This window comes from Polaribacter tangerinus (assembly GCF_038024095.1).
GTDB lineage: Bacteria > Bacteroidota > Bacteroidia > Flavobacteriales > Flavobacteriaceae > Polaribacter > Polaribacter tangerinus.
This window is the reverse complement of the sequence record NZ_CP150668.1, coordinates 2,375,512-2,387,674: the sequence shown is the minus strand read 5'-3', so window position 1 is coordinate 2,387,674 and position 12,163 is coordinate 2,375,512. Positions and strand designations below refer to the sequence as shown.

The 12,163-nt window shown below is 30.9% G+C and carries 11 protein-coding genes; 2 read left to right on the top strand and 9 right to left on the bottom strand.

Annotation, left to right across the window (positions count from 1 at the left end; genetic code table 11):
- Window positions 1–104: 104 nt before the first annotated feature.
- Window positions 105–1,367, bottom strand: coding sequence for a kynureninase (kynU, locus tag WHD54_RS10495; protein ID WP_088323471.1), 1,263 nt, complete (start codon window positions 1,365–1,367; stop codon window positions 105–107).
- 94 nt (window positions 1,368–1,461) lie between these two features.
- Between kynU and WHD54_RS10490 the strand changes: the two genes are divergently transcribed.
- Complete coding sequence (locus WHD54_RS10490) at window positions 1,462–2,649, top strand: C40 family peptidase (protein WP_088323472.1); 1,188 nt, start codon at window positions 1,462–1,464, stop codon at window positions 2,647–2,649.
- Window positions 2,650–2,754: 105 nt separating this feature from the next.
- Here WHD54_RS10490 and WHD54_RS10485 read toward each other — a convergent pair whose 3' ends face one another.
- The 8 genes from WHD54_RS10485 to WHD54_RS10450 all read right to left on the bottom strand — a co-directional run bounded on the left by WHD54_RS10485 (window position 2,755) and on the right by WHD54_RS10450 (window position 8,953).
- Window positions 2,755–3,081, bottom strand: a complete 327-nt coding sequence (locus WHD54_RS10485) for a lipocalin family protein (protein WP_088323473.1) — start codon at window positions 3,079–3,081, stop codon at window positions 2,755–2,757.
- A gap of 102 nt (window positions 3,082–3,183) precedes the next feature.
- A complete protein-coding gene (locus tag WHD54_RS10480) occupies window positions 3,184–3,702 on the bottom strand; it encodes a hypothetical protein (protein ID WP_088323474.1) in 519 nt (172 codons plus the stop codon).
- Window positions 3,680–4,153, bottom strand: coding sequence for a hypothetical protein (locus WHD54_RS10475; RefSeq protein ID WP_088323475.1), 474 nt, complete (start codon window positions 4,151–4,153; stop codon window positions 3,680–3,682). Before WHD54_RS10475 ends, WHD54_RS10480 begins: the two co-directional genes overlap by 23 nt.
- Before the next feature lie 26 nt (window positions 4,154–4,179).
- Complete coding sequence (locus WHD54_RS10470) at window positions 4,180–4,662, bottom strand: hypothetical protein (protein ID WP_088323476.1); 483 nt, start codon at window positions 4,660–4,662, stop codon at window positions 4,180–4,182.
- Window position 4,663: 1 nt separating this feature from the next.
- Window positions 4,664–5,623, bottom strand: coding sequence for a DUF6973 domain-containing protein (locus WHD54_RS10465; protein WP_088323477.1), 960 nt, complete (start codon window positions 5,621–5,623; stop codon window positions 4,664–4,666).
- Window positions 5,624–5,718: 95 nt separating this feature from the next.
- Window positions 5,719–5,958 (bottom strand): hypothetical protein, encoded by a 240-nt coding sequence (locus WHD54_RS10460; protein ID WP_143744242.1) that lies wholly within the window; start codon window positions 5,956–5,958, stop codon window positions 5,719–5,721.
- A 142-nt stretch (window positions 5,959–6,100) separates the two neighbouring features.
- Window positions 6,101–7,993, bottom strand: a complete 1,893-nt coding sequence (gene serA / locus WHD54_RS10455) for a phosphoglycerate dehydrogenase (RefSeq protein WP_088323479.1) — start codon at window positions 7,991–7,993, stop codon at window positions 6,101–6,103.
- A 135-nt stretch (window positions 7,994–8,128) separates the two neighbouring features.
- Window positions 8,129–8,953: a hypothetical protein gene (locus WHD54_RS10450; protein WP_088323480.1), complete on the bottom strand. Its 825-nt coding sequence runs from the start codon at window positions 8,951–8,953 to the stop codon at window positions 8,129–8,131.
- A 188-nt stretch (window positions 8,954–9,141) separates the two neighbouring features.
- On the opposite strand from WHD54_RS10450, the gene gcvP reads away from it, so the two are divergent.
- The gene (gene gcvP, locus WHD54_RS10445) at window positions 9,142–11,988 is read left to right on the top strand and encodes an aminomethyl-transferring glycine dehydrogenase (RefSeq protein ID WP_088323481.1); all 2,847 of its coding nucleotides are present in this window, start codon (window positions 9,142–9,144) and stop codon (window positions 11,986–11,988) included.
- The last annotated feature ends 175 nt before the right edge of the window (window positions 11,989–12,163 follow it).

Sequence of the window (12,163 nt, the reverse complement as noted above, 5' to 3'; positions counted from 1 at the left end):
TTACGAGCATCAGTATTAAAAATATCATTCCTGGATATAAAATATAATCCCAAAAACCTCTCTTCTTTTTATTCATTATAATAAACCTCACATTAACTATAAACTTAATAAAGAACCTTGTTTAAAATAGACACCATTCTGTATACATCTTCAAAAGAATTGTACATTGGTGTTGGTGCACATCGTATTACATCTGGCTCTCTCCAATCTGTTATCACATTATTTTCGGTTAATTTTTTGTGTAAATTTTTATCTGCATTTTTAACTTGTATAGATAATTGGCAACCTCTTTCTTTTGGATTTTTTGGTGTAATTATTTTAATATCCTCAGAACCAATTTCATTGATTAAAAACTCAAAATAACCGGTTAATTTTTCTGATTTCTTTCTTAAATCCTCCATTCCAACCTCATCAAACAAATCTAAAGACGCTTTAATAGCTGCCATAGATAATATTGGCGGATTACTTAATTGCCAACCTTCTGCTCCTTCCATTACATCAAAGGGTTTTCGCATATTAAAACGTGTTTCTTTGTTATGGTTCCACCAACCTGCAAAACGTGGTAAATCCTTATTTTTAGCATGTTTTTCGTGCACAAAAACGCCTGCCAAACTTCCAGGTCCAGCATTTAAATATTTATAAGTACACCAAGCCGCAAAATCTACGCCAGATTCATGTAAATTAGGTTGAATATTTCCTGCTCCATGAGCCAAATCGATACCAACTACACAATTTTTGGAATGCCCGATTTCTGCAATTCTTTTTAAATCTAAAAACTGACCTGTGTAGTAATTTACGCCTCCAATTAATAATAAAGCAATTTCATCTCCTTGTTCAGAAACTATTTTTTCTAAATCTTCAATATTTAATAACTCCTCTCCTTTTTTGGGTTTCCATTCTATAAGATCATCTTCTGAAAAACCATGAAATTTTAATTGAGATTGTACAGCATATCTATCACTTGGAAAAGCATCACTTTCTATAACAATTTTATATTTTGTTTTGGTGGGTCTATAAAAAGAAACCATTAACAAATGTAAGTTGGTGGTTAATGTGTTCATTACCACAACTTCAATTGGTTTTGCCCCAACTATTTTGGCCATTTTTTCGGTTAAATATTCATGATAATTTAACCAAGGATTTTTTGCTTCGAAATGACCTTCTACGCCTAAATTTGCCCAATCTTCTAGTTCTTGATTGATATATTCTTTGGTCGATTTTGGCTGTAAACCCAAAGAATTTCCTGTAAAATACAACCAATCTTTTCCGTTTTTATCTTTTGGAATGTAAAATTTTTCTCTTAGATAAAAAAGTGCATCCTCTTTATCTAATTGTTTGGCAAATGCTAAAGTGTTTTGGTAATTCATCTTTAAAAATGATTATTCTCAAATATAAAACAATCTATTTTTAGAATTAAATAAATTAGTACCTTTATTTTTTATCAATCTAGAAAAGAGTACAATGAAATTTCAAAAAATTACAACGCTATTATTTGTTTTAACCCTAACTTCTTGTAGTAATAATTCTATTTTAGTAAATGGTTTAGAAGCTGTTAACCAGAGTATAAAGACGCAATATGCTCCAGATAAAAGAGTGGCTATTTATGATATTAATTTTGATACTAAAGACCAAAAAATTATTGCTTATGGTGTAACAGATTCTAAAGAAGGTTATCAGAAATTATTAGATAGTTTACAATCTTTAGAGGTAGATTTTATAAATAAAATTAGAGTTTTACCAGATACTGTTGTTGGCACAAAAATGTTTGCAGTTGCCAAAAATTCTGTAATTAATATAAGATCTGCACCAAAACATTCTGCAGAATTAGGCACACAAGGTCTGTTAGGTATGTCTTTAAAAATTTTAGATAAAAAAGGCGATTTTTATCAAATTCAAACCCCTGATAATTACATTTCTTGGGTAGACAAAGGCGGAATTACTAAAATGACCAAAGAAGAATTGGCATCTTGGAATGCTGCTAAAAAAATAATTTTTACCAAAAATTTTGGTTATGTTTATACAGATAATAATGACAAATCAAATATTATTTCTGACATTACCTTAGGGGGAATTTTACAATATGTTTCTGAAGATGCTAACTTTTACGAAGTTTCCTATCCTGATAAAAGAAAAGGTTTTGTTAAAAAAAGTAATGCTTTAATTTATAAAAACTGGTTGCAAAACTTACATCCTACGCCAGATAACGTAGAGCAAATTGCTAGAAAAATGAACGGTTTTCCATATTTATGGGGCGGAACTTCTGCCAAGGGTGTAGATTGTAGTGGCTTTACAAAAATGGTGTATTTACTAAATGGTTTTGTAATTCCTAGAGATGCTTCTCAGCAAATAAATGCTGGTAAAACTGTAGATTCAGATTTAGATTTTTCTGATTTACAAAAAGGCGATTTATTGTTTTTTGGAACCAAAGCAACATCAGAAAAGAAACAGAAAGTTGTACATGTTGGTATATGGTTAGGAAACGATAAAATGGAGTTTATACACGCTTCTGGAAATGTGCATTTGAGTTCTATGGATGAAACACAACCTAATTATGATGCTTTTAATAAGAATAGATATTTAGGTAGTAAACGTTATTTGGGGGTACAAGACAAAAATATTATTGATTTGAAAGAAAAGTTAGATTTATAATATCTTAAAAAATTAAGCCAATAACTAATACTAACTTATTTAACAAAAAAAAGACCTTACAGACTGTTAAAACTGTAAGTTCTTTAAATACATTAAAAACTAAATTTATTTTGTGTAGGAATACACAACAGTCTCAGAATCTTGTTGAAAACTAAAGGTTAAGGAATTATCTGAAGTTAATGTAAAAACTTGTGTCTCACCAGCTACTGTAAAATTAAAAGTACTATTTAAATTATCCCTCCAAGTACCAGAACTCATTTGAATTTCGCAATTATTATCCTCAAAATGAGAGGTTATTGTAAATGTTTTGTTTGCACGTACCTCTACTTTATCTTTTCTCTTGCAATCGTTTATAAAATTTTGTCCCATTGCTGTAATAGCTGTTAATTTCCAAACACCAACTACTGGACTTACCACCACTTCTGGTGGCACAACTTCTATTGAGTCTTCTTCATTATTAGAACAAATAAATGAAACTACTAAAATGATGATTGCTATTATTTTTTCATAATCATTTATTTTTAAGTTATTATATTATTCCATTTCTACTGCTCTACCAATTACTTCTGTATCAAAAATAGTAACAAATAACCTACCATAATCTCCAACAAAATTTTTAGTATTTGGTAATTTTAAATTAAAAAGTTCTGTTGAATTGAAAACAGTCAACATTTCTTCTCTGCCATTAGACAATTTTAACTTAAAATAAGAGCGTTCTAAAGGTATGTTTCTAATTTTATCTAAATCTGGTTTCCATCTATCTGCATCTTCAAAATATCCATTCATAATTGTACCTGTTTTTACATTTTTTGCTATAATAGAATCTGTGGGATAAAAAACGCCATCACTAAATCCCCCAACTAAAATTTTAGCATCTAATGTTTGGTCTGTTCTGTTTATAAAAGAAACAGAAAAACCATCAAATATCTGTTCTCCTCCAGGGTCTCCACAAGAAACTATAAGAATTAAGAAAATTACTAAAGTTATATGTATATTTTTGTGATAATAAGATTTATAATGTTTATTAAAATTAATCAATACGTTCTCCCACATCGGCCCAAGTTTCAGAATCATTAAAAGTAAAAAATAATTTACCGTAATCTCCAATAAAATGAGATGCTGATGGTAAAATTAAATTAAAGAGTTCTGTGGAATTAAATTCTGTTAATAACTCCTCTCTGTTGTTAGATAACTTTAACTTAAAATAACAACGTTCTGAAGGTATCATTCTAATTTTATCTAAATCTGGTTTCCATCTATCTGTATCTTTAAAATAACCATTCATAATTGTACCTGTTTTTACATTTTTTGCTATAATAGAATCTGTGGGATAAAAAACGCCATCGCTAATTCCCCCAACTAAAATTTTAGCATCTAATGTTTGGTCTGTTCTGTTTATAAAAGAAACAGAAAAGCCGTCAAAGATTTGTTCTCCTCCTGGATCTCCACAAGAAACTATAAGAATTAAAGAAATTGCTACTAAAAATATATTTTTTGTTTTCATTTTATTATTAAAAACAGATTAAAAAATTAATCTTCTCTATCTGCAACATCTCCAACTACCTCTGCATTAAAAACAGTAAAAATTAAACTACCATAGTCACCAACAAAATTTTCAGTGTTTGGTAGTTTTAAATTAAAAAGTTCTGTTGAATTAAAAAAAACTAACATTTCTTCTCTACCATTAGATAATTTTAATTTAAAATAACAACGTTCTGAAGGTATACTTCTTATTTTATCTAAATCAGGTTTCCATCTATTTGCATCTAAAAAAACAGATTCTAAAAAATTACTTCCAATTACTATATCTGTTGATGGTATTATAGAATCTGTTGGTACAAATAGGTTGTTATTTAAACCTCCTACAATTATTTTGCGTACACTATAAGATTGATCTGAATTATTAGATATAACTATTGAGAAACCGTCATAAACAGTTTCTCCTCCAGGATCTCCACAAGAAACCATAAAAAGTAAAGAAATTGCTACTAAAAATATATTTTTTGTTTTCATTTTAAATAGAATTAGGGTTAGGTATAAAAGTATTATCGTCAGAAATAAAGCATGAGTTTACAAGAGTAGTTGTATATACTTTTCTTATACAAGGGTCATCTGGTGCTACAGTACCTGAATTTTGACTTCCAAAAATCATAGGTTCATTTGGACTAGAAGTACCTGTGCAATCAGAATAATCATTTGTAACAGTCGTTCTACTTTGTTTTGGTGCAATTGGACCAATAAAATAAACTGCTGTATTTTGGTGTATATTTAAAATTTGTTGTTTGGTTTCTGATGTTGTATAATCAAAAGTATTATTAGGGTTTTCTTCCTTAACAATGTAGCAACTTACCTTTTCAACAGTATGCAAAGCATAGTCTTTTAACTGAGATGTACTAGGTTTATTTAAACCAACTATAAAACCAAAAACTTTACGATACGTTGTATTATCTCCCCAATTCTTTCTACCAATATAGTTATTATGAAAATCCATTTCTTTTGAATCCTCAGCATTTTTACCTAAACAGATTGCGGCTTCTCTAGCAGTTGCTATAATGGTTGCAAAACCAACTCTATTTGCTTTAGATGAAACTGTAAAATAGTACTGAGCTAATAAAGAATTCCACAAAATATGCCTATAAGCATCTCTTCTAGAATTTGCTTCGTCAAGATTTGGATAGTAGCTTGTAGAAGAAGTATCTGCTCTGTCAGCAGCTAAAACATAAGCAATACTACCTCTAACGTAGCCATAATTATTAGCTATTGCTTGCGCTATAGAGCAAGTATAGATTAAAAACTCTCTAAATATATCTTTTCTTGCTAAATTTTGATTGTCTAAACCATCATATATTGTTGGATTATTTGCAATTTCTTGTAAAACTGAATAATCTAAATTTTGAGAATAATACTGGTCTATTACTACATTATTTGGGTGTATGTCTTGGTCTGTAAAATTTGTAAAATCTGTAGTAATCATATTTACATCTAAATCGTTGCTTAATTGTAAATTAACTAAATTATAACCTTCTATCTTCTGGTATGGGAAATTTACTAATACAACTTTAGAAGCCTCTAATATAGCATTAGGACCAGGTAATTCGGCTTCCGAATATGCAGATTTTGCGTGTACTCTAAAGAATGTTCTTCTTTTAACTCTTCTTCTGTAGTACCAAATCTATGTTTTACTAAAAAACCTTGGTAATATATTTCTTTATATGCACCATAGTCTGTATCACTTTCAGATAAATTAGTTGTGGTAGGGTTCTCTATAAATTGATCTTCCTTTTGACATCCCAATAAAAAGACAAGCAAAAGAAATGGTATTAAAACAAAGTTTTTTCTGTAAGTTTTTCATATTTTTTTTTAACAAAAGTAAGATCAATTACAAATACAAAAAAAGGGGAAAAACACCTATTTTACTAATACTTATAAATATAAGAAAAAAAAAAAACAATTAATACAACACTCTAAACTTAATAGTACCTTCTATGTTTCTTAGTGCCTCTAAAACTTCTTTGTTGTATTCTTTATCTAAATCTGTAATTACATAGCCCACTTTTGGGTCTGTTGATAAATATTGACCGTTAATATTTAAGTCGTATTTAGCTAAAATCTCATTTATTTTTGCCATTACACCTGGCACATTTTTATGAATGTGTAAAAAACGGTGTGCATTGGTTTGTCTTGGCAAACGAATATTTGGGAAGTTTACAGCATCTACGGTATTACCAGAGTTTATATATGCCATAATTTTATTTGGTACAAAATCGGCAATATCTCTTTGTGCTTCTTCGGTACTTCCACCAACGTGTGGTGTTAAAATTACATTTGGTAACCCTTTTAGCTCTGTGTAAAATTCGCCATTTTTTGCTGGCTCTTCTGGATATACATCTACAGCAACACCCGCAAGTTTTTTTGTTTTAATACCATTTACCAAAGCATGTATATCTACTACAAAACCTCTAGATAAATTTATTAAGTGTGCGCCATCTTTCATTAAAGAAATTTCTTTTTCTCCAAAAAAGTTTTTGTTGGCAGCATGATCATCTACATGTAAAGTAACTACATCTGAAAGCGCCAAAAGCTCTTCTAGAGTATCTAACTTAGTAGCGTTCCCTAAAGCTAATTTATCTTCTACATCGTAATAATACACATCCATACCTAAAGCTTCTGCTAAAATAGAAAGCTGCGAGCCTATGTTACCGTAACCAACTATTCCTAACTTTTTTCCTCGAACTTCTCTAGAACCTTCTGCAGTTTTGTTCCATTGCCCATTATGTAATTCTGTACTTCTTTGAAACACCGAACGCATCAGCATAATAATTTCTCCAATTGCTAGCTCTACTACCGAACGAGTATTGCTATAAGGCGCATTAAAAACTACAATTCCTTTTTCTTTACAAGCGTCTAAATCTATTTGTTTGGTACCAATACAAAAAGCACTTACTACCATTAACTTTTCTGCCGCCTCAATTACCTTTTTTGTAACCGTTGTTTTAGATCTAATTCCTAAAACATGTACGTCTTTAATTTTTTCTATCAACTCACTTTCAGACAAACTTTTAGAAACTGTTTCTACAGAAAATCCGTCTGATGATAATTTTGTAAATGCATCTGAATGTACATTTTCTAATAGTAATATTTTTATTCTATTCTTAGGGTATGAAATATTTCTTGGCAAATCGTTTATGTATAAAAATTCATCTAAATTTGGTGTAATATGATCGGCGTTTTCTGTAGTTTTTTCTCTAGAAACGTTTTCTGTGTATGCAAAAAATTTGTCTGCAACACCCGCTTCTCTGGTTACATAATCGCTATAACCATCTCCAATAACTTGTATTTCTCCTTGCAACTTCATGTCTTTTAAACATTGTATTTTACCATTGTGCTTAGAGAGTACATTTGTGGCATCGAACCCAATAATTTCGCCATCTTTTGCAAATTCAAAAGTATTGGCAAATACCCTTTCTGAAGGAATGTTATATTCTTTTACTATAGGATCTATAAACTCTTTAAATCCGCAAGAAATAACATAAATATCGTCTGCAAATTCCTCAAAAAATTCTTTATTACTTTCTATCGACTTAGAAACTTGCTTTTTTAAAGCAGCCACTAAACTTCCTAAATCTGCCTTATTGGCCTTTAAAAGTTTAATTCTTCTTTCTAAAGATTCGGTAAATGAAATTTCGCCATCAATTCCTAAATTTGTAATGTCTATTATTTCCTGAATAATAGCCTCTTTCTTAGGATTATTTTTTAAGGTAATTTCTGCCAAAACATCCAATGCTTCTACTCTTGTTAAGGTACTATCGAAATCGAAGATGTAATTTCTTTTTGTAAGGTTCATTTTTAAAATCTTGGTTGATGTATGTTGCGTAAATCTACAAATATCAGAGGGTATTAAAAAGCATTTTTTAAGTTTTATGAAATCTACTTTATTTCATATCATATTTATTTAAGTTGATAAAAAATTATGTTTTTTTTATCGTAAATTATCATATCCTAAAAGTAGAAGCCACCAAATAATTGGTAACGATTCTACCCAAAAAGAACTATAGTATTTAGACTGATTTATTTTGGCGCGCATTACTGCAATAACAACTAAAAAAAAGAAAATCATAAATATTGAGTTCACTGCATTTGGCGTGGGTAATGCATACTGAATTAATAAAGTTATTATCATGATTCCTAATCCCATTCTTTTGGTTTGTTGAACACCAATTTTTTTAGGAATAGTTTGTAAAGAAATGGCATCATATTTTACATCTCTAATATCAAAAGGAAAAATGAGTACAACTACAATTAAAAATCGCTGTAAAAAAAGCAACAAAGTGATGTAAGTTGTTGGTAAATTACTGTTTACAGAAGGAATCAACACTGTAAAACCGGCCCAAACCAAAGCAACTACTATAATTTTTAAATAACTTACTTGTCGTAAATTTCGAGCAAATCCACTTAAAAAAGGAATGGCATAAAAAAGTGTTAATAACGAAAATGGCAAGACATAAAGTAAGGTTTTAAAAGAAACGTAATCGGCAAAATAAAGCATGGCTATAAAAGAGCACAAAGAAAATATTTGAATCTTTTGTAAGTTTCTTGTAAGGCTTCTGTGGTGTAATTTTGCAACTCCTGCATATTTTACAAAATTATACCCAGTAATTGTTCCAAAAAAGATAAAAAAATCTAAATATGGGTCATCAGAAATGTTTAAGTAATAACGTGTAACTTTTACCATTGCACATACTGCTAAAGCCACATGAATACTTGCATTTAAATAAAAGCCAATAAAAGATTTTAAAATGTTCATTAAACAAAAATAACGCTTCTGTTTATAAGATTTAAATTTAGTTAATAATTAACGGATTTTTATAGTTTTTCTATAGAGAGAGTAATTGTTTTATTCCTTATTTTTGAATCGTGAAAAATGAACGGTTTTTTTTACGAATAACACAACTATAACAAACTTAAAATTAAGTCATAACAAAACTTTATTTAATGAATACAAATTCGTTTCAACGTAGACATATTGGTCCTAACATACAGGAACAAGAAAAAATGTTAGCAACTATTAAAGCGGCTGATTTAGACCAACTTATAAATGAAACTGTGCCTGATAATATCCGTTTAAAAAATGAACTGGATTTAGAACCTGCAGTGAGCGAATATGAGTATTTAGCGCATATTAAAGAACTTTCAGAAAAAAATAAAGTGTACAAAAGCTACATAGGTCTTGGCTATCATGAGGCTATCGTTCCAGCGGTTATTCAACGAAATATTCTAGAAAATCCTGGGTGGTACACTGCTTATACTCCATACCAGGCAGAAATTGCTCAAGGAAGGTTAGAAGCCCTTTTAAACTACCAAACCATGGTGTGCGATTTAACGGGTATGGAATTGGCTAATGCCTCTTTATTAGACGAGGCAACTGCTGCTGCAGAGGCAATGGCATTATTATTTGATGTAAGAGAACGGGCAAAGAAAAAAGCCGGAGCACATAAATTTTTTGTTTCTGATGAAGTTTTACCACAAACTTTATCTCTACTAGAAACAAGAGCCACACCTATTGGAATTGAACTCGTAATTGGAAATCATGAAAATTTCGATTTTTCTGATGACTTCTTCGGGGCAATATTGCAATACCCAGGAAAGTATGGTCAAATTTTTGATTATGAAAATTTTGTAAAAAAAGCAACTGACAAGGATATAAAAGTAGCTGTTGCTGCAGACATTTTATCGTTAGTTAAACTTAAAGCACCAGGAGATTTTGGTGTTTCTGTTGTAGTAGGAACCACTCAACGTTTTGGTATTCCTCTTGGATATGGTGGGCCGCATGCTGCATTTTTTGCAACAAAAGAAGCATACAAAAGAAGCATACCTGGAAGAATAATTGGTGTTACCAAAGATACAAACGGAAAGCGAGCTCTTAGAATGGCATTGCAAACTAGAGAACAACACATAAAAAGAGAAAGAGCAACTTCTAATATTTGTACTGCTCAGGTTTTACTTGCTGTTATGGCTGGCATGTATGCTGTATATCACGGTAAAAACGGAATACAATTTATTGCAGATACTGTTCATAACCATACCGTTGCACTTTCTAATGCTTTACAAGAATTAGGGCTTACACAAACAAATACTGCGTATTTTGATACTATTGTTGTAAAGGCTCCTGCATTAAAAATAAAAGAAGTAGCAGAGGCACATCAAATAAATTTTAATTACATAGATAATGAAACAATATCAATTTCGATTAATGAAACTGTAGGTTTAAAAGAAATCAATGCAATTATTCATGTTTTTACAACTGCACTAGCTCTTCCTAAAAAAGAAATTTCTTCGATTACTAACGGAAATGCAATTGAAAAAAATACCGAAAGAAGCTCTTCTTTTTTAGATAATGATATTTTTAACACGTATCAATCTGAAACAGCTATGATGCGTTACATAAAAAAATTAGAACGTAAAGATTTGGCGTTAAACCATTCTATGATTTCTTTAGGTTCTTGTACCATGAAGCTAAATGCAGCTGCAGAAATGTTACCACTCAGCAATCCACAATGGGGAAACATTCATCCTTTTGTACCTTTAAATCAGGCAGAAGGGTATCATGAAGTTTTACAAAAATTAGAACATCAGCTAAATATAGTTACTGGTTTTGCTGGTACTTCTTTACAACCCAACTCAGGTGCTCAAGGAGAGTTTGCTGGTTTAATGACTATTAGAGCTTACCACCGTTCTAGAAATGAAGGCCATAGAAATATTTGTATTATTCCTGCTTCAGCACACGGTACCAACCCAGCATCTGCAGTAATGGCAGGAATGAAAGTAGTGGTTACAAAAACAGCAGAAAATGGAAATATCGATGTTGATGATTTACGAGAAAAAGTGTCTAAACATTCCGATAATCTTGCTGCTTTAATGGTTACTTATCCTTCTACTCACGGAGTTTTTGAAAGTGAAATTCAAGAAATTACCAAAATTATTCATGATAATGGCGGACAAGTTTATATGGATGGCGCAAATATGAATGCACAAGTAGGTCTTACAAATCCTGCTACAATTGGTGCAGATGTATGTCACCTTAACCTTCACAAAACATTTGCCATTCCGCATGGTGGCGGTGGCCCAGGAGTTGGCCCAATATGTGTTGCCAAACAATTAGTGCCTTTTTTACCATCTAACCCAATTATTCCTACTGGAGGTGAAAAAGCAATTACAGCTATTTCTGCGGCTCCTTGGGGTTCTGCTTTGGCATGTTTAATTTCTTATGGATACATTACAATGTTAGGCTCTAAAGGACTTACTAATGCCACAAAACTTGCAATTTTAAATGCTAATTACATAAAAGAGCGCTTGGAAAACCACTACCCTACTTTGTATACCGGAGAAAAAGGAAGAGCGGCTCATGAAATGATTATTGATTGTAGAGATTTTAAAAATAACGGTATAGAAGTAGTAGATATTGCAAAGCGCTTAATGGATTATGGTTTTCATGCACCTACAGTTTCTTTTCCTGTAAATGGTACGATGATGATAGAGCCTACGGAATCTGAAAATTTAGAAGAACTAGATCGTTTTTGTGATGCAATGATTGCTATTCGTGAAGAAATAAGACAAGCCTCTAAAGACAACGAAAATAATCCGTTAAAGAATGCTCCACATACACAAGAAATGTTAACTGCAGATGATTGGACACTTCCATACTCTAGAAAACAAGCAGCATTTCCATTGCCTTATATTGCTGATAACAAGTTCTGGCCAACGGTTAGACGAGTAGATGATGCGTATGGTGATAGAAATTTAATTTGCTCTTGCAGCCCAATAGAAGATTATATGGAGTAAACATCTTTTACAAATACATAGTAAAGCCGTTTCTGATAGAAACGGCTTTTTTTTATGAAAAAGAAATGATACAAAAACGTGTATTGTTTACTGCTAAAACAAACCTACCTTTAAAAGTACCTGTTAAATTCAACTACCTTACTAACAGGTATTTACATCTTAAAAATAGCTACTT

Excerpts from the sequence above, each read along its gene's own strand:
- kynU (WP_088323471.1), bottom strand. The coding sequence starts at position 1,367 with ATGAATTACCAAAACACTTTAGCATTTGCCAAACAATTAGATAAAGAG.
- WHD54_RS10490 (WP_088323472.1), top strand. The coding sequence starts at position 1,462 with ATGAAATTTCAAAAAATTACAACGCTATTATTTGTTTTAACCCTAACT.
- WHD54_RS10480 (WP_088323474.1), bottom strand. The coding sequence starts at position 3,702 with ATGTGGGAGAACGTATTGATTAATTTTAATAAACATTATAAATCTTAT.
- WHD54_RS10475 (WP_088323475.1), bottom strand. The coding sequence starts at position 4,153 with ATGAAAACAAAAAATATATTTTTAGTAGCAATTTCTTTAATTCTTATA.
- WHD54_RS10470 (WP_088323476.1), bottom strand. The coding sequence starts at position 4,662 with ATGAAAACAAAAAATATATTTTTAGTAGCAATTTCTTTACTTTTTATG.
- WHD54_RS10465 (WP_088323477.1), bottom strand. The coding sequence starts at position 5,623 with ATGATTACTACAGATTTTACAAATTTTACAGACCAAGACATACACCCA.
- serA (WP_088323479.1), bottom strand. The coding sequence starts at position 7,993 with ATGAACCTTACAAAAAGAAATTACATCTTCGATTTCGATAGTACCTTA.
- WHD54_RS10450 (WP_088323480.1), bottom strand. The coding sequence starts at position 8,953 with ATGAACATTTTAAAATCTTTTATTGGCTTTTATTTAAATGCAAGTATT.
- gcvP (WP_088323481.1), top strand. The coding sequence starts at position 9,142 with ATGAATACAAATTCGTTTCAACGTAGACATATTGGTCCTAACATACAG.